Origin of the sequence: Nonomuraea sp. NPDC049714 (genome assembly GCF_044465295.1) — a bacterium.
Taxonomy (GTDB): domain Bacteria; phylum Actinomycetota; class Actinomycetes; order Streptosporangiales; family Streptosporangiaceae; genus Nonomuraea.
Genome location: NZ_JBITLM010000002.1, coordinates 768,002 through 785,564, shown reverse-complemented (window position 1 = coordinate 785,564; position 17,563 = coordinate 768,002). Strand labels below are relative to the sequence as shown.

Here is a 17,563-nt window from a genome sequence, read left to right as displayed (position 1 = left end):
GCGGAGATTCAGCGACAAATCTGGATAAAACACTACTAGAGCATTGCTCTGTACCCTCCTCCTGCGTGTGGATAAAGTAAGTGAGCGCTGATGCTGAGGAGCCGACGTGAATCTCGCTGATTACCGCCGCGCCGCCAGGGCCTGGCTGGTGGCCAACACCCCATCGGACGACCTGCCGCCGCAGGGCGATCCGATCGCCCGTGCCAAGGACTTCATGGCCAGGCTCCACGACGCCGGCTACAGCGGCATCACCTGGCCGCGCCAGTGGGGCGGCCAGGGCCTCACCCAGGCCGAGGAGCGCGCCTTCGCCGCCGAGGCCACCCACTTCACCCTGCCCCTGTACGTCTTTTCCATCGGCCTCGGCATGACCGGCCCCACCCTGGTCGACCGCGGCACCGACGAGCAGCGCGCCCGCTTCGTCCGGCCGCTGCTGCGCGGCGAGGAGATCTGGTGCCAGCTGTTCTCCGAGCCGGGCGCGGGCAGCGACGTGGCCGCACTGCAGACCAGGGCGGTGCGCGACGGCGACGGCTGGATCGTCAACGGCCAGAAGGTGTGGACCTCGGTCGCCCAGCACGCCGACTGGGGGCTGCTGCTCGCCCGCACCGACGTGGACGTGCCCAAGCACAAGGGCCTGACCATGTTCGTGGTGGACATGCGCCACCCCGGCGTCACCGTCCGGCCGCTCCGGGACATGAGCGGCCGGGCCAACTTCAACGAGATCTTCTTCGACGACGTGCCGATCCCCGACGAGCACCGCGTCGGCGAGGTGAACGACGGCTGGAGCGTGGCGGTCACGACGCTGCTGCACGAACGGCTGTCGATCTCCGCGGGCGTCGGCATGGGCGGCCAGCGGGACAACCCCGCCTCCGTCGCGGCGCTGCGCGAGGTGCTCGACACGAGTGACCCGCTGGTCCGCGACGAGCTCGTCGAGCTGCACATCCGCTCGCGCGCCCTGGCGCTGTTCAACCAGCGCCTGGCCCAGGAGACCAACGCGGGCGTCTTCCCCGGCGCCCGCGGCAGCGCCGCCAAGCTGCTGCTGGCCGAGCTCTACCTGTTCCAGGCCGACCTCGCCACCCGCCTCGCCGGCCCCGCCTCGGTCGTCGGCGGCCACCCGCTCGGCCAGGCGCTCAGCGTCGCCCCCGGGATGGCGCTGGGCGGCGGCACCAACGAGATCATGCGCAACATCATCGGTGACCGCGTGCTCAACCTGCCGCCCGAGCCGAGGGTGGACAAGACCGTGCCGTTCAAGGACCTGAAGGTGGGGACGCAGACGTGAAGCTCGTACTCGACCAGGAGCAGCGGGAACTGCGCGCCGCCGTCCGCGCCTTCCTGGGCGCGGCCTCGCCGCTGCCCAAGGTCCGCGAGGGCTACGACCCCGAGGTGTACGCGCGCCTGTCCGGCGAGCTCGGCCTGTCCGGGCTGATCGTCGCCGAGGAGTACGGCGGAGCCGGCGCGGGCTTCGCGGAGCTGGCGGTCGCGCTGGAGGAGACCGGCGCGGCGCTGCTGCCCGGCCCCTTCCTGGCCACCACGTTCGCCGCCATCGCGCTGGCCCGGGTGCCGGACAAGGAGCTGCTCACCGCGATCGCCGAAGGCCGGCTCGCCGCCACCCTCGCCCTGCCGCCCGCCGACGCCGTCACCGCCGAACAGGTCGCGGGGGAGTCAGCCACCGTCACCGGGACGCTGGCCCAGGTGCTGTCCGGCATGGAGGCCGACGTGCTGGTGGCGCCGGCGCTGACCGGCGGCGGCGTGGTCATGGTCGCCGTCGAACTCGCCGGCGAGGGCGTCACCAGGACCGCGCTGGAGACGCTCGACCCCACCCGGGGCCAGGCCAGGGTCGAGCTCGACGGCGCCCGTGCGCGGGTGCTCGGGGCCTGGCCCGAGGACGGCGCCGGCGACCGGCTGGCGGTGGCGCTGGCGGCCGAGCAGCTCGGCGTGATGCGGGCCGCGCTGGACGCCATCGTGGCGTACGCCAAGATCCGCGTGACCTTCGGCCGCTATATCGGCTCTTATCAGGGCGTCAAGCACAAGCTCGCCGACATGCACTGCAAGCTCGAACAGGCCGAGTCCATCGTGCGCTACGCCGCCTGGGCCGCCGACGAGTCCCCCGGCGAGCTGCCCGAGGCCGCCGCGCTGGCCCAGGCGTACGTCGGCCGCGCCTGCTTCGAGGTGGCCCGCGACCATCTGCTGCTGCACGGCGGCATCGGCTACACCTGGGAGCACGACGCGCACCTGTTCTACAAACGGGCCAAGACCGACGAGGTGCTGCTCGGCCCGCCGCGCGTCCACCGTGCCCGCCTCGCCGAGTCACTGGGGCTGTGATGGACGTCAGCGGGCTGCCGGGCTTCTACGCGATCGCCGGGGCCGACCCCGAGCGGCTCGCGGTGATCGACGCCGACGGGTCCCGGACCACCTATGGCGAGCTGCTCGCGCGGGTCCATCAGGTGTCACACGGTCTGCGCGCCCGCGGGCTCACCGACGGCGACGTCGTGGCGGGCGTGCTGCCCAACGGCCTGGACGCGATCGTCATGCTGATGGCGACCGGGCAGATCGGCCTCTACTACGTGCCCGTCAACTGGCATCTGACCGAGGCCGAGGTGGCGTACATCCTGGACGACTGCGATGCCAGGCTGGTCGTGGCGGGGGAGGCGCGGACGGTGCCGGGGGCCGAGACCGGCACGGACCGGCTGGCCGAAGGGCGGCCGGTCACCGCGCCGGAGGGGCGGGCCGCCGGGGCGGTCATGTGGTACACCTCCGGCACCACCGGCTTTCCCAAGGGGGTGCAGCGCCCGCTGCCGGGCGCCGAGCCGGAGAGCGTCGTGCCGCTCTACACCTGGTTCCTCGGCGAGGTCCTCGACCTGCGGCCGGGCGACGGCGTGCACCTGGTGACCTCGCCGATGTACCACTCCGCGCCGTGCGCCCACACGCAGTTCGCGCTGCATCTCGGGCACACCGTGGTGATCGCGCCCCGGTTCGAGCCGGTCGCCGTCCTGGAGCTGATCGACCGGCACCGGGTGACGAACGCGATGATGGTGCCCACCATGTTCCACCGGATGCTGCGCCTGCCCGCCGAGGTCAGGCAGCGCTACGACGTCTCCAGCCTCCAGCAGGTCATCCACACCGCCGCCGCCTGCCCGGTCGCGGTCAAGCAGGCGATGATGGACTGGTGGGGGCCGGTGCTGTACGAGTACTACGGCTCCACCGAGTCCGCCATCGCCTTCGCCGTCAAACCGCACGACTGGCTGGCCAGGCCCGGCACCGTGGGCAGGCCCGCGCCCACGTTCGAGGCGAAGATCCTCGACGCGGCGGGGGAGGAGGCGCCCGCCGGCGAGCCCGGCCTCGTCCACGTCAAGTCCGGCCTGGGCACCTTCGAATACCGCAAGGACCGGGCCAAGACCGCCGCCAGCATGCGCGGCGAGTGGTACGCCCCCGGCGACATCGGCTATCTGGACGAGGACGGCTACCTCTTCCTGTGCGACCGGCGCACCGACCTGATCGTCTCGGGCGGGGTCAACATCTATCCCGCCGAGATCGAGGCCGCGCTGCTGGAGCACCCGGCGGTGGCCGACGTGGCCGTCATCGGGGTGCCGGACGAGGAGTGGGGCCACCACGTGGTCGCCCTCGTCGAGCCGGCCGAGGGCGTCACGCCGGGGCCCGAGCTCACCGCCGAGCTGCTCGGCCACTGCGGGCCGCGGCTCGCCAGGTTCAAGCACCCGAAGGTGATCGAGTACCGCGAGCGGCTGCCCCGCACCCCCACCGGGAAGCTCTCCCGCTCCGCGGTCAGGCAGGCGTACCTGGACGCGCGCTGAAGGTCAGCTCCTCGGTGTACCTCGGCACGCCGGCCGAATCACCCAGGTAGAAGCGGGTCGCCAGGGTGCGCTCGTGGGTGTCGAAGACCGTGCTCCAGGTCGTCCGCCACGGCTCGGCCGGATCGGCGCCGGTGGCCACCCGCAGCAGGCTCTCGCGCAGCTCCGCCGGCGACATGGTGGCCGCCTTGGCGCACTCGTGCAGCGCGCACAGCCGGCCGAACGTGCCGAAGGTGGCCGGGGTGTCCTCCGGCAGGTTCGCCGGGTCCGGGTTGCGGTGCAACAGGTGGTTGGTGACGGCGAGCGGCTCGCCGGGGTTCTCGATGATGTGCTCGGAGCCGTCCTTGCCGCGCTCCCACACGAACGCCCCGCCGTGGGCGTCGGCGACCAGGTAGTGCAGGCCCATGCCGTGGTCGTAGTGCTTGGCCCCGAGCAGCGCCTGCTTGGCCTGCTCCACGGTCTCGCAGGTGTCGACGAGGAACCGGGGAGCCTGCACGCTGCTCAGGCCGACCTGGGGAGCGAACTGCTCGGGCGGCGCGGCGTCGGTGACGTCGGCGATGAGCAGCATCACGGCCAGGCCCGCCTCGTTGACGCCGTCCATGCAGCCGTCCAGGTCGGACATGGTGATGACGGTGGAGGCCAGGCCCTCGTCCGGCACCGTGGAGATGACGTGGGGGCGCGAGGCCATCGGCAATTCGCCGGGGGCGGGCCCGGCGCCACCCATGATCTCGGTTGTCGTCATGGTGAAGAAGTCGTAATTGCGGCCGATCCTGCCATGCCCGTCGGTGGCGCGGGCAGGCGGACACCACAGCGCCGAGCAGCCCGACCCCGCCGGGACGTAGCCGAGGCCGTCGAGCGCGAGCTCGTCCTGGTCCGGGTCGAGCCCGAGCACCTGGGCGGCGCCGTCCAGCCGGGCGTGATGCTGCGGCCAGTGGCGCTCGAACCAGGTTCTGCGGGCCCTGCCGACCGTGGGATCGATCGGCTGCGGCGCCCAGCCGAGGCTGCGCGCCCGCTCGGCGAGCTGCCTGCCGATCTCCACCTGCGAGCCTCGGAGCGTCAGGTGGTGAACGACCTGAAAGTCGTCCCTGCTTCCCGCTATCTGCGCGATGTCCATGCGCCGATCCTGGGCGGGGGCGCTGACCGGCCTCTTACCGCCCGCTGACCGCCCGGCCGTAACGCTCCGCCAGCACGCGTACGGCGTCCGCCAGCTCGGGCGGGTCGAGCACCTCGAAGTCCAGCCCGAGGAAGCCGACCCAGGTGGCCATCCCGTTGAGGTCGTCGCCGCCCAGCCGGAGCAGGCAGGATTCGTCGTCGACCGGCTCGATGTCCAGCTCGGGCGAGGGCAGCCGGGCCCGCAGCGCCTCCGCCGAGACGTGCACCAGGACCGTCCCCCGATGGCGCCACATGGCGGTGTTCACGCCCTTCTCCACGTACGCCGCCACATCGCCGTCGGCGGGCAGGTCACGCTGGGTGAAGCGGGGGCCCGCAGGCGTGCGGGGAGTGATGCGGTCGGCCCGGAACGTCCGCCAGTCCCGCCGCTCGGTGTCGTAGCCGACCAGGTACCACCGGCTGTGGCGGTGCACCAGCCGGTACGGCTCCACGTCCCGCACACTGTCGGCGCCGTCGTGGCCGGTGTAGTCGAAGCGGAGCCGCTCTCGGTCGCGGGCCGCGTTCGCGATCGTGGTCAGCACCTCCGGCGCCACCAGCGGCGACTTGCCGGGGATCTGCCCAGGGATCTGCACGGTGAAGGCGTTGAGCGTGCTGACCCGCCGCCGCAGCCGCGACGGCAGCACCTGCTCCAGCTTGGCCAGCGCGCGCACCGACGACTCCTCGATGCCCGCCACGCCGCCGCCCGCCGCCCGGCCGAGCCCGACCGCGACCGCCACGGCCTCCTCGTCGTCGAGCAGCAGCGGAGGCAGCGCGGCTCCGGCACCCAGCCGGTAACCGCCGGCCACGCCGGGGGTGGCGTGCACCGGGTAGCCGAGGCTGCGCAGTCGTTCGACGTCGTTGCGGATCGTCCTGGTCGAGACCCCGAGCCGCGCGGACAGCTCGGGGCCGGACCACTCCTTGTGCGCCTGGAGCAGGGACAGCAGCTTGAGCAGGCGGGCCGAGGTTTCCAGCATGCCTGCCAGTCTGCCCGCTATCGAGGAAGGTTCGCTTCCGCATTGCCGACGGCGGTCAGCCTCCGAAGATTCGCTGGATCTGCTGGAACAGCACGATGACGGTCAGCGTGCCGAAGAAGGCCACCGACCAGATCAGCGCGCCGAGCCGGTAGGAGCGGACCTTGATGGCCTCGGGCAGCGACTTGCGGTTGAGGATGATGAGCAGGATCGAGTACACGAACATCATCACGGCCGCGAAGCTCGCCGAGAACACCAGCAGGATGAGCGGCTGGTCGAAGCCCAGCAGCAGGATCAGGGTGCCGATGACGGCGATCGCCCAGACCAGCAGGAAGTACACGCGGTTGACCGAGATGGCCCGGTCACGCAGGTAGACGGTCTTGAGCATGTCCGAGGCCAGCCGCGAGGTGTAGTCGACGATGCCCATCGCCGAGGCGAACAGCGCCAGCGCGCCGATCACCCAGAACAGCACGCCGAACCACGGCGCCACCGTCTCCTGCAGCACCTGCCCCTCGACCTGCAGGAAGTCGATGCTGTTGGCCAGGCCCTCCCGGCCGAACACGGTGGAGTAGGCCAGCATCGACATCAATGCGATCGTCACGAACGACACCAGCGCGAACGTGGACGCCTGCTCGATGTTGGCGAAGCGCCACCACGCCCGCCAGCGCTCCAGGTTCGCCTTCGTGGGCGCGAACTGGAAGCCGGTCGACGCGGCGGCCTCCTCGTGCCCGGTGACCGGACTGACCAGGCGCGGCACGTACAGGCCCATGCCGAAGCCCTTGTCGCGGATCCAGTTGCTCTGGCACAGGTTCTGCCCGCCGCCCGCGCCCGCGTAGGCGATGGCGCCCATCAGCAGGGCGAAGTCCAGCGGCGGCACCGGGAACTGCGCGCCGACGCTCAGGCCGCGGCCCAGCTGCACCCAGCTCTCGGCGGTGATCGCGAACACGATGGCGACCACCACGAGGACGACCACCAGGCCGATCTTGACGAAGATCACTCGTTCCAGCGCCACGTAGATGATCGGCGCCAGCGTCAGCCCCAGCGCGATCACCAGCAGCATGCCGATGGCGATCCAGCGCACGCTGTCCTCGCCCGTGCCCGTCAGGTAGGTCACCATGGTGGCCGACGTCGTCACCCACCCCGGCCACAGGTTCGAGCCGAGCGTCATGAGGACGAACACCAGCCCCCAGTGTTTCCACATCCGGCTGAACCCGGTGAGCGCGGTCTCGCCGGTGGCCAGCGTGTAGCGCTCGATCTCCATGTTGAGGAACCACTGGGTGATGATGCCGATCAGGGCGCCCCAGATGAACACCAGGCCCACCTGGGAGGCGATGTACGGCCAGAGGATGAACTCGCCCGAGGCGAGCCCCACTCCGGCTCCCACCAGGCCGGGGCCGATGATGCGCCACGGCGACCGGGGTGGGTCGGGCAGATCACGGATGGCGACGGGGGGTAGGACTCGCGCAGGAACCGTTGGAGTGAATTCCGTCATGCGGATCTCCTTGCTCGCTCTTCCTTATCGCCACATTACAGAGAGCCGAAACTACGGTGGAATACCCCGTCAGCGATGATTCACAATGTATTTTCCGTCGGTGGTCATGCCCGTGACATGGGCTCCTCGGGCGAGCCGCCCGCCGAGGGCCTCCCGCATGGCCAGCCGCCATTCCCGCGCCGCCCCCGGATCCTCCCGGCGCAGCGTCTCGATGTCGCGCGGAGTCGCCACCAGCACCACGGGGCCGGACACCGCCGTCCCGACCGGCCGCTCACCGACCGCCTCCAGGGCGCACGGCCACGCCGGCTCGCTCGCCTCGCCGCCGGGCGGCTCGGCCAGGCGCCACACCGCCAGCAGCCGGTCGGACTCGTCCCCCTCGTTGATCGCGTCGCCCATGACGCCGTAGAAGCTCTCCAGGTACGCCTCCGGCCTGGCCCCCAGCTTGACCAGGTTGAAGTGCGCGTTCCTGCGCACCAGCGGGTCGAACGTCCAGGTGATCCGGCCCAGCCCGTGCTCCAGGCACCAGGCGCGCTGGTGCAGCTTGAGGGCATAGCCGACGCCGCGCCCCAGCACCGCCCCGGTGACGTGCGAGTGCAGGGTCCGATCCGCCGCCAGGAACCCCACCGACGCGCCCACCAGAGCCTCGCCCTCGAAGGCGCCCGCCACGTAACCGCCCGTATGCGAGAAGGCGACCAGCAGCTCCATCGGCACGGGCGCATTGCCCGGCTCGGGATGCCAGATGTCGTCGAAGAGCCGGTACACCCGCTCGAACTCGGCGAACTCCCGCAACTCGCGGATCACCACGCCGCTGCGCTCGGCCGCCTCCACCGCCAGATCCGTCACGAAGGGGTCATACCCAGCATCTCCCCGAAGAGCCGGTGCACGTTACCGCCGATGATCTTCTGTACGTCCTTGTCCGGCACACCGCGTCCGAGCAGCCCCTCGGTCACCATGGGCAGCCCCGCCGGGCCGTCCAGCCCGGGGATGGCCGCGTTGACGTCCACGCCGTAGGTGTGCTCGCAGCACGGCGGCGTCAGGTCCGTCAGCACCTCGCGGACGAAGTCCGGCCCCATGCCGACGTGGTCGATCCCGGCCACCTCCACGACGTGCTCGATGTGGTCGAGCAGGTGGTCCAGCGTCGCCTCGTGCTCGTTCTCGGTGAGGAACCCGGCGAAGAAGTTCACGCAGATCACGCCGCCTGTGCCGGCCACGCCGCGCAGCTGCTCGTCGGTCAGGTTGCGGTGGTGGTCACGCAGCGCGCGGGCCGAGGAGTGGGTCGCGATCAGCGGCTTGGTGGCCAGCTCCAGCACCTGCGCCACCCCCGAGGCGCCCAGGTGGGAGATGTCGAAGACGATGCCGAGGCGCTCCATCTCGCGCAGCGCGGCCACGCCGTGCGAGGTGAGCCCGCTGCCGGTGGCGTCCTCGCCGCTGCCGTCGGCCAGCGGCGTGCGCCCCCAGTGCGCGATCGAGGCCACCCGCACGCCCAGCCGGTGCACGGTGGAGATCAGCTCCACGCTCGCGTCCAGCCCCGGCATGCTCTCCATGGCCAGGACCAGCGCGATCAGGCCGGCGTCGAGCGCCGCGTCGATCTCCGCCGCGTCACGGCAGAGCCGTACGTGCTCCGGATTGCCCTCGGCCAGCACGTGCGCGCACTCGATCATGCGCAGCGTCTGCCGCAGCGCCCCCTCGGGCCGGTAGCCGTCGTCGATGAAGACCGGCAGGACCTGGAGGTTCACCCCGCCGTCGAGGAGCTGCGGCAGCCAGCGCTCACGGAAGAAGGCGGCCCACTTCGCGCGCGGCCTCGCCGCGACGGCCATCAGGAGGTCGTTGTGGGTGTCGGCCACGAGGGAGCGCTGGTGCAGGGAGGTCGTCATGGGTCGGACGCTACCTGGTGGGCCCCGCCACGGCCATGTGGCGCCGTACGAGATCACCCGCCTGTCCTTGGCGGGGCGTCACACCTGTCTGTACGCCCGCCGCGGCGGCCTGGCCGTCAGCCTGCGATACAGGGTGGCCGGGCCGGGCCAGTTGTTCGTGACGCGGCCCTCGGCCGTCTTGTACCAGCTCTGGCAGCCGCCCCACACCATGCGCGCCATCGACGCGTCGAGCCGCGCGCGCCAGGCGGCCATCACCTCCGGCCGCACCTCCAGCCGCCCGCCCCGCGACAGGTGCGGCAGGCACGCCATGATGTGGTTCACCTGGCACTCGATCATGAAGACGATCGAGTTGTGCCCCAGATTCGTGTTGGGGCCGTACAGCAGGAAGAGGTTGGGGAAGTTCGGCGCGGAGATGCCGAGATAGGCCTCGGCGCCGTCCGCCCACTGCTCGGCGAGGTCGCGTCCGCCGCGTCCCGTCACCCTCATGGGGGCGAGGAACTCGGTGCTCCTGAAGCCCGTGGCGTAGATGATCGTGTCCACCTCGTACGACGACTCCGCCGTCCGCACGCCCTTCGGCGTGATGCGGACGATCCTGTCGGTCACCACGTCCACGTTGGGTCTGCACAGGGCCGGATAGAAGGCGCTGTCGATGATCACCCGCTTGCAGCCGGCCGGGTAGCCGGGCGTGAGCTTGGCCCGCAGGCTCGGATCCGCCACCTGGGCGTGCAGGTGGGCCAGGGCGCGCTTGCGCAGCAGCTCCCTGCTCCAGCCCTGGGCGAGGGCCGGGTAGAGGGTGTTCTCGGCGTAGCGGAAGATCCACTCGCGGTAGGCGCGCTGGAGGCCGGGCAGGTAGCGGAAGGCCAGCCTGGCGGCCGGGGCGAAGGTGGCGTCGGGCTTGGGGATCACCCAGTTCGGGGTCCGCTGGAACAGCTCCAGGCGCTCGGCCCGCTCGGCGACATGGGGGACGAACTGGGCGGCCGACGAGCCGTTGCCGATCACGGCCACCCGTCCGCCGGTCAGGTCGTGCTCGTGGTTCCAGCGGGCCGAGTGGAAGGACGTGCCCTCGAACTCCCGCATGCCGGGGATGTCGGGTAAGCGGGGGCGGTTGAGCTGGCCTACGCCCATCACCACCACGTCGAACGCCTCGGACCTGCCGCCTTCGGTGGTGAGGTGCCACCGGGAGCCGTCGAAGTCGGCGGCGGTGATTTCTGTGGCGAACCGGATTTTTCGCCTGACGCCGTATTTATCGGCGCAGTGATGTAAATATTTGAGAATTTCGGGCTGCCCGGGATAGCGGCGGGTCCAGCTCGCGTACTTCTCGAAGGAGTACGAGTACAGGTGCGAGGGGATGTCGCAGCCCGCGCCCGGATAGCCGTTGTCGCGCCAGGTGCCGCCGAGGTCGCCCGCCTTCTCGAAGACCGTGTACGAACCGATCCCGGCCCGCTCCAGCCGGATCGCCATGCACAGCCCGCCGAACCCCGCTCCGATGATCGCGACCTTAGGTGTCATGCCGTCCTCCACCCCCATCAGGATCCACTTACCGAAGGCCCGCAGCAAGCCCCAGGCCTTCAGGCAGGGGATGAATGCGCTTCCTCTCAGGGGATGGCCCGCCGGTAGGCGACAGGAGCGCGTGGCGTGGACCACGGACGGTCAGGTTGGTCACCGTCGCCGGCCGATGCATGCCGCGTCGGTATTCGTCTGGTGTGATCAACGCACCGAGCCCCGGGGACCGGCGCTCCTGCCGCCTAGGAACGACGCCCCGGGCCGTCGCCGTCCGCCACGGCGGGCCCCGGTGAACCGATAGTCTGCGCAGGTGGCTGCTGTGACACTGACCGACGTGATCGACGTGCTCGAGGTGGCCTACCCGCCCGCCCGAGCCGAGTCCTGGGACGCGGTGGGCCTGGTCTGCGGCGATCCGGCCCTGCCGGTGAGCCGGGTGCTGTTCGCGGTGGACCCGGTCGCCGCCGTCGCCGAGGAGGCCCTCGACTGGGGCGCCGACCTCATCGTCACCCACCATCCGCTCTACCTGCGCGGCGTCACCGGCGTCGCCGCCACCACGCCCAAGGGACGCCTGCTCCACACGCTGATCAAGCATGACATCGCCCTCTACACCGCCCACACCAACGCCGACGTGGCGAACCCGGGCGTGTCCGACGCCCTGGCCCGCGCCGTCGGCCTGGTGGGCGACCTGGTGCCGCTGCGGCCGTTCCCGGACGACCCCTGGCGCGGGCTGGGCCGTATCGGGGACCTGCCCGAGGAGACGACGCTCGGCGAGTTCGCCGAGCGGGCCGCCGCCGGGCTGCCGCGCACCTCGTGGGGCATCCGCGTCGCCGGTGACGAGTCCCGCCGCGTCTCCCGGGTGGCCGTCAGCGGGGGAGCGGGCGACTCGCTCCTGGACACCGCCCGTGCCGCGGGGGTGGACGTCTTCCTCACGGCCGATCTGCGACACCACCCGGCCAGTGAGTTCGTGGAGGCGGGCGGGCCCGCGCTGATCGACGCCGCGCACTGGGCCACCGAATGGCCGTGGCTCGACAGCGCCGCGTCCATCCTGGGCTCCAGTGGCGTTAACGTTGAGACACGTGTCTCCGCCACGGTCACCGATGCTTGGACAAGAGGATATTGATCATGAAAGCAGCCCCCGAGGCCCAGAAGCGACTGCTCGACCTGGCTGAGCTCGACTCCAAGCTCGACCGGCTGGCACACCGCCGCCGCACTCTGCCCGAGCTGGCCGAGATCGACGAGCAGTCCAAGCGCTACGCCCGGCTGGTCACCCAGGCGATCGAGGCCGAGACCGAGGCGAGCGACCTCGCCCGCGATCAGATCAAGGCCGAGGGCGACGTCGACACCGTCCGCACCCGCGCCGACCGCGACCAGAAGCGGCTCGACTCCGGCGCCGTGACCTCGCCGCGTGACCTGTCCGGCCTGCAGTCCGAGATCGCCTCGCTGCAGCGGCGGCAGAGCGACCTCGAAGAGGTCGTGCTGGAGATCATGGAGCGCCGCGAGGCCGCCGACGCCCAGGTGCGCGACTTCGGCGCGAAGCGCGACGAGCTCGCCGCGGTTCTGTCCGCCTCCGAGGCCCGCCGCGACGCCGCCTTCGCGGAGATCGACAAGGAGGCGGCCGAGCTGCGCACCGACCGCTCCGCCGCCACCGGCGATATCCCCGCCGACCTGCTGGCGCTCTACGAGAAGCTCAGGGACCAGTACGGCGTCGGCGCCGCGATGCTGCACGGCGGCCGCTGCCAGGGCTGCAAGGTGGCCCTGTCCATCGCCGAGATGAACCGGATCAAGGCCGCGCCGCACGACGAGGTGCTGCGCTGTGACGAGTGCCGCAGGATCCTCGTCCGCACCCCGGAGTCGGGCATTTGACCTCGTACGTCATCGAAGCCGACGGTGGGTCACGCGGCAACCCGGGCCCGGCCGGCTACGGCGCCGTGGTCAAGGACGCCTCCGACGGCCAGGTGCTGGCGGAGGCGGCCGAGGCGATCGGCGTCGCCACCAACAACGTGGCCGAGTACCGCGGCCTGATCGCCGGCCTCCGCTCGGTGCTGGAGCTGGCCGGCGACGGCGCCCAGGTGGCCGTGCGGATGGACTCCAAGCTGGTCGTCGAGCAGATGGCCGGCCGCTGGAAGATCAAGCATGAGGGGCTGCGCCCGCTGGCCCTGGAGGCGGCCAAGCTCGCCAGGCGGCTGCGGGTGACGGAGTGGACCTGGATCCCCCGCGCCCGCAACCAACACGCCGACCGCCTGGCCAACGAGGCCATGGACGCCGCCGCCAAGGGCCTGACCTGGAAGGCGGGCGGCTCCGCCGTACACCACGAAACGACCGGCGACACACCACCCGCCCCCGGCGCGGCCCCACGGACCGCCCCCCGGGCGCGCGATGCGAGCGCGCAGCCGACGGCGAGCGCGCGACCTACGGCGAGTGACTCGGCCGCGCAGCGGACGGCGTCCCTGGTGGAGCAGACGGATCTCCTGGATGCGGGCGACATTCCGGATTTGTCCGCCCCCACCGCCTCCGTGGCAGCGGCCCAGCAGCGCACCAGAGGCACCGGCTGGTCCCCTCCCACCCACGTGGCGACCTCCCTGGTCCTGCTCAGGCACGGCGAGACCCCGCTGTCGGTGGAGCGGCGCTTCTCGGGCCTCGGCGATCCCGAGCTCACACCCAACGGCCTGGCCCAGGCCACGGCGGCCGCCGAGAAACTGTCGCGCGACCCGTACCGGCCAGACGTGATCGTCACCTCCCCCCTCACCCGCGCCAGGCAGACGGCCCAGGCCGTGGCGGCGCGGACGGGCCTCGACTACGAGGTGGACGAAGACCTCAGGGAGACCGATTTCGGCGCCTGGGAAGGGCACACGTTCACGGAGGTCCAGCGACGCTGGCCCGCCGAGCTCGCGGCCTGGCTGACCGACCCCGACACCCCGCCCCCCGGAGGCGAGAGCTTCGCCACGGTGGCGCGCCGCGTCGAACGAGCTCAGCAGCGCCTCAAGGACACCTACGAGGGCCGCACGATCCTGGTGGTCTCCCACGTCACCCCCATCAAGACCCTGCTGCGCCTGGCCCTGCTGGCACCCCCGGCAGCCCTCTACCGCATGCACCTCGACCTGGCCTGCCTGTCCCTGATCGAGCACTACGCCGACGGCCAGTCCGTCGTCAAGACGTTCAACGACACGTCCCACCTGCGCTGACCGGCCCCCGAGGCCGGTCGTGCCGGATGCCGCCAGAACACCCGGCACGACCATCGTGCACCGCCCCCCTCAGGCGATGACACTCCCCTATCCCATCGCCCCGATCTTGTCATTTGCTTGCGAACAGCTTGCATGCGATAACCTCGACTCAGACGAGCCGGCCGGGCGGCCGCGTCGGGCCCGCACGGGCCCGCCGAGGAAGGTCCGGGCTCCACAGGGCAGGGTGGTCGGTAACGCCGACCCGGGGTGACCCGCGGGACAGTGCCACAGAAAACAGACCGCCTCCCGGTCCCCGGGAGGTAAGGGTGAAACGGTGGTGTAAGAGACCACCAGCGCCCACGGTGACGTGGGCGGCTCGGTAAACCCCACCTGGAGCAAGGTCAAGAAGGGACGCCTTCCGGGGCGTCCCGCGTGCACCGCTTGAGGGCTGCCCGCCCGAGGCGCACGGGTAGACCGCTTGAGGCCGCCGGCAACGACGGCCCTAGATGGATGGTCGCCCCTTCGCATCGCGAAGGACAGAACCCGGCCTACAGGCCGGCTCGTCTCACTCCGCCGCTGTGACCAGGGGCGGAGCACTGTTCAAGATTGCCTGTTCCGTCCTTGTTCCGTGAGATTCGGAAGCAGAAGCGCGTCAATGGCCCCACGCCCGAGATCGTCTTGGTCCGGAAAGAGATGGCCGTAGGTGTCCATCGTCTCGGCGATGGTGGCATGGCCCAGCCGAGTCTGGATCACCTTCGGGTTGAGGTTGGCCTTGATCAGCCCGGAGGCGTAGAAGTGCCTCAGATCGTGGAATCGAGTGCCCTTGGGAAGGCCGGCCTTTGCTACGGCCTCGCGCCAGCATTCGTTAAACGACTTTCGCTGAGCGATACGACGACACCTGTTGGTGATAAGCACGCCCTCAGGACCAGTGGGATAGCACGTTTGATGCTCTACGATCTGGGCGAGGACGAGGTCATCAACGGGCAGCGCGCGACGCGATGCCTTGGTCTTGAGTTCGACCAGTTCACCGTTCTGCGCTTGGCGATGAACGAGAACGCGCTTGGCTCCCGTCTCCACCTTCGAGACTGTCAGTCCGAGGGCCTCGCCCAGTCGAAGCCCGAGCCCGAAGCCGAGCCACACGGCCAGCTGGTAGCGAGGGGTCATGGCGTTGGCGAGAGCCAAGACAGCCTCTACTGGCAAGGGCTCGACCACGCGGGCCGTGATGCGCGGTAGGGGAACGCGTGAGCACGGGTTGTTGGGGATGTCGCCGTCATCGACGGCGGCTTGCATGACGAGACGCAGGACCGCGAACACGGTGTGCACCGTCGTCGGGGCCAAGGTCTTGTTCAACCGTGCGACGACGGCTTTCATGTCCGCCCTGGTGAGGCTGCCGATCCGCCTTTCGCCCAAGGCGGGGATCAGGTGCGCGTGCAGGTGGACGGTGTAAGTGTCGAGACTGTTGGTCCTCAAGTGCACCTGTGATGGCAGCCACTTGTCCTGGGCGTACTCACGGAACAGGAGCCTGCCCCTGCGTTCGTCGACATAGATGCCACGGAGCCGGTCAGCCTCCTTGGCCGTCCCGTGATTCGTCGCCTGGACTTTGGTCGTGAAAGCTTTCGTCTCCTCCCTGCCGTCTAAGCCGATCCAGATGGCGAGCCAGCGTTTGGCCTCTTTGCTGCCACCGTTGTCGGGATGCCGCTTCGTCTTCTGTCGATGCTTCTGACCATCCGATCCTGTGACGGTCCGGAACCAGAGGTCACGGACGCGAGCCATCAGGCCGCATCTCGTTGCTGACGGAACCAGTCAAGAACGTCCTCCTCCAGGTAACGGAGGTGACGACCGACACGGGCCGCCTTTGGACCGATTCCTCGGTGTCGCCATTGGTACAAGGTGGCAACGGGCACGCCGAGGAAGGTTGAGACGTCTTCGGTGCTCCATGTTCGCTGGGTGGTGGGATTCATGGCGGTGGTGCACTCCGTTCGCGTTCTGAGGTTGGTCAGGCGGCGAGCGGTGTGGACGAACTGCATGCCTGGTGGTGGGCGAGTTCTTCGCGTCCTGCTCGGGTGCGTTCGCGGGCTTGGGCCGCTGCCGTGTTGGCGAGGAGTTGGTCACCGGTGGTGTGCCAGCCGGTGCCTGCGTAGGTGAGGAATCCGATGACGAGGGTGGTTTCCTCGGTTTGGGTGTCAAGGACGGCTTGACGCTGAAATGGCGTTGGTTCGGGGTGTCCCTCTGGCCCTTGCTGGGCTCGGTTGAGGGCGTGTGCGCGTTTGTAGGCGGCTCGTTGTTCGCGGATGGAGCCGAAGGTGATCGAGTAGCGGCGGGCTTTGGTGAGGAAGTGTCCGCCGAAGCCGAGCATGTGCGCCCACCTGCGCAGTCCTCTCCATTCGGGAGTATGGCCGAGCTTCCAGGCGGCGGCGATGAGCCGTTCGGGGTGGGTGCCGGTGGGGTTGGCGTACAGGTCGATGGTGTCGGCGGTGAGCCGCCGTGAGGTGTGACCGGTGGCTTCGGTGCCCTTGGTGGAGTACTTGGCCAGGTAGGCCGCGACGGCCTGATCGTCGAGGGCGTCGCCGGAGGCCGACAGGGTGATGGGCCGGATCTCGTGCTGGCGGCCCCAGGCGATGGTCCAGCCGCCGGACCGGTCGGGGTGGGCGGGGGTGGTGTAGGCGATGGTGGTGGCGGCCAGGGTGACGGCGGCGGTGATGTCGTCAATGGTGATACCGCCGGGGGGCGGGGTGATGGCGTCGGGCTGGTCGGGATCGATGCCGTCCAGGCGGAGCAGGATGTGAAAGTGGACAGCGCCGCGTGCTTGGTATTCGGCGGCTTTGCCGTGGGAGAGCCGGACTTTGGGCAGGCCGCGTTGCCGGGCGAGCTGGTTGAGGTGCCGTTCGGCGTGTTGCTTGGTGCGGCGCCAGAGTTCTCCGGCGTGGTGATTCCACACGACGTGGTGGGCGTGGTCGTAGCAGTCGGCGCACAAAGGCCGGCCGAGCTGCTCGTCGCCGGGGGAGTGGCGCTGCCAGCAGGCCAACGCTCTGCCGTGCGGGCAACTCGGCGCATCGCGGCGGGCATGGCAGGGGGCGGGGCGGCAGGTGCAGCGGCTTTTGTCGCGGCAGGCGCAGTGACGGACGTCGCGGGTGTGGACGGGGCCGAAGGAGGGGGCGGTGAGGGTGGCGAAGACGGCCGGATGGGTGCGGACGGTGTCGGGGATGGTCTTGCCGCCGACGAGTCCGGCCCGGACGAGGTGGTAGGCGTCGTGTTGGTAGGTGGTGGCGCAGGCGGGGCAGACGGTGTGGCGGCGGTTGCCGCAGGCTTTGTAGATGACGCCGTCGGGCAGGGTCGAGGTGTGCCGGACGGTGAGGATCTCGCCGGTGCGGGTGTCGACGGTGGCCAGGTTGCCGTGCAGCCGGATGGGGTGGGTGTAAGCGGCGGCTGATTCGACGTGACCGAGCCAGGCGGGGTAGTCGGGGCGTGCGGCGCGTTCCAGGGCGGTGCGGATGTGCTGGCGAGGTTCACGCGCGAAGAGGGTTTCGGTGTTCGCCCCCACGCCCGGGGCCAGGGAAGTGGTCCCGGGGGTGAGAGCCAGCGCCGAAGCGGTGTCGAGCTGGAGTTGCAT

15 protein-coding genes and 1 other RNA gene are annotated in these 17,563 nt (G+C 70.4%); 7 read left to right on the top strand and 9 right to left on the bottom strand.

Translation table 11 applies throughout. The annotated features are described in order from the left end of the window. The first annotated feature begins 106 nt into the window (after positions 1-106). From ACIBQX_RS10555 to ACIBQX_RS10545, 3 genes are read left to right on the top strand one after another with little or no spacing between them, the layout of a single operon-like run. The gene (locus ACIBQX_RS10555) at positions 107-1,276 is read left to right on the top strand and encodes an acyl-CoA dehydrogenase family protein (RefSeq protein WP_397002832.1); all 1,170 of its coding nucleotides are present in this window, start codon (positions 107-109) and stop codon (positions 1,274-1,276) included. Then, the gene (locus ACIBQX_RS10550; RefSeq protein ID WP_397002830.1) at positions 1,273-2,319 is read left to right on the top strand and encodes an acyl-CoA dehydrogenase family protein; all 1,047 of its coding nucleotides are present in this window, start codon (positions 1,273-1,275) and stop codon (positions 2,317-2,319) included. The genes ACIBQX_RS10555 and ACIBQX_RS10550 overlap by 4 nt, the downstream gene beginning before the upstream one ends. Continuing rightward, positions 2,319-3,806 carry an AMP-binding protein gene (locus tag ACIBQX_RS10545; protein WP_397002828.1) on the top strand — a complete coding sequence of 496 codons (1,488 nt, stop codon included), beginning with the start codon at positions 2,319-2,321 and terminating at the stop codon, positions 3,804-3,806. Before ACIBQX_RS10550 ends, ACIBQX_RS10545 begins: the two co-directional genes overlap by 1 nt. Here the strand turns inward: ACIBQX_RS10545 and ACIBQX_RS10540 are convergent. The 6 genes from ACIBQX_RS10540 to ACIBQX_RS10515 all read right to left on the bottom strand — a co-directional run bounded on the left by ACIBQX_RS10540 (position 3,778) and on the right by ACIBQX_RS10515 (position 10,798). Next, positions 3,778-4,917, bottom strand: a complete 1,140-nt coding sequence (locus ACIBQX_RS10540) for a C45 family autoproteolytic acyltransferase/hydolase (RefSeq protein ID WP_397002826.1) — start codon at positions 4,915-4,917, stop codon at positions 3,778-3,780. The two genes, ACIBQX_RS10545 and ACIBQX_RS10540, sit on opposite strands and share 29 nt — an antisense overlap. Positions 4,918-4,951: 34 nt before the next feature. Beyond that, complete coding sequence (locus ACIBQX_RS10535; protein ID WP_397002824.1) at positions 4,952-5,926, bottom strand: helix-turn-helix transcriptional regulator; 975 nt, start codon at positions 5,924-5,926, stop codon at positions 4,952-4,954. Positions 5,927-5,981: 55 nt separating this feature from the next. Further along, positions 5,982-7,415 (bottom strand): Nramp family divalent metal transporter, encoded by a 1,434-nt coding sequence (locus ACIBQX_RS10530; RefSeq protein WP_397002822.1) that lies wholly within the window; start codon positions 7,413-7,415, stop codon positions 5,982-5,984. 69 nt (positions 7,416-7,484) lie between these two features. Beyond that, entirely contained in the window at positions 7,485-8,258 is a 774-nt protein-coding gene (locus tag ACIBQX_RS10525; RefSeq protein WP_397002820.1) for a GNAT family N-acetyltransferase, read from the bottom strand. Then, entirely contained in the window at positions 8,255-9,289 is a 1,035-nt protein-coding gene (locus ACIBQX_RS10520; protein WP_397002818.1) for a dipeptidase, read from the bottom strand. Before ACIBQX_RS10520 ends, ACIBQX_RS10525 begins: the two co-directional genes overlap by 4 nt. 78 nt (positions 9,290-9,367) lie before the next feature. Continuing rightward, complete coding sequence (locus ACIBQX_RS10515; protein WP_397002816.1) at positions 9,368-10,798, bottom strand: flavin-containing monooxygenase; 1,431 nt, start codon at positions 10,796-10,798, stop codon at positions 9,368-9,370. A gap of 313 nt (positions 10,799-11,111) precedes the next feature. Here ACIBQX_RS10515 and ACIBQX_RS10510 point away from each other — a divergent pair, with 313 nt between their 5' ends. The 4 genes from ACIBQX_RS10510 (at position 11,112) to rnpB (ending at position 14,520) form a co-directional block, all read left to right on the top strand. Then, complete coding sequence (locus tag ACIBQX_RS10510; protein WP_397003857.1) at positions 11,112-11,912, top strand: Nif3-like dinuclear metal center hexameric protein; 801 nt, start codon at positions 11,112-11,114, stop codon at positions 11,910-11,912. A 2-nt stretch (positions 11,913-11,914) separates the two neighbouring features. Further along, positions 11,915-12,655 carry a zinc ribbon domain-containing protein gene (locus ACIBQX_RS10505; RefSeq protein WP_397002814.1) on the top strand — a complete coding sequence of 247 codons (741 nt, stop codon included), beginning with the start codon at positions 11,915-11,917 and terminating at the stop codon, positions 12,653-12,655. Next, a complete protein-coding gene (locus ACIBQX_RS10500) occupies positions 12,652-13,974 on the top strand; it encodes a bifunctional RNase H/acid phosphatase (protein WP_397002812.1) in 1,323 nt (440 codons plus the stop codon). Before ACIBQX_RS10505 ends, ACIBQX_RS10500 begins: the two co-directional genes overlap by 4 nt. Before the next feature lie 153 nt (positions 13,975-14,127). Next, positions 14,128-14,520, top strand: an RNA gene (rnpB, locus tag ACIBQX_RS10495) — RNase P RNA component class A. A 33-nt stretch (positions 14,521-14,553) separates the two neighbouring features. Here rnpB and ACIBQX_RS10490 read toward each other — a convergent pair. From ACIBQX_RS10490 to ACIBQX_RS10480, 3 genes are read right to left on the bottom strand one after another with little or no spacing between them, the layout of a single operon-like run. After that, positions 14,554-15,726, bottom strand: coding sequence for a tyrosine-type recombinase/integrase (locus ACIBQX_RS10490; protein ID WP_397002810.1), 1,173 nt, complete (start codon positions 15,724-15,726; stop codon positions 14,554-14,556). Then, positions 15,726-15,914 (bottom strand): helix-turn-helix transcriptional regulator, encoded by a 189-nt coding sequence (locus ACIBQX_RS10485; protein ID WP_397002808.1) that lies wholly within the window; start codon positions 15,912-15,914, stop codon positions 15,726-15,728. Before ACIBQX_RS10485 ends, ACIBQX_RS10490 begins: the two co-directional genes overlap by 1 nt. 35 nt (positions 15,915-15,949) lie before the next feature. Beyond that, complete coding sequence (locus tag ACIBQX_RS10480; protein WP_397002806.1) at positions 15,950-17,563, bottom strand: replication initiator; 1,614 nt, start codon at positions 17,561-17,563, stop codon at positions 15,950-15,952.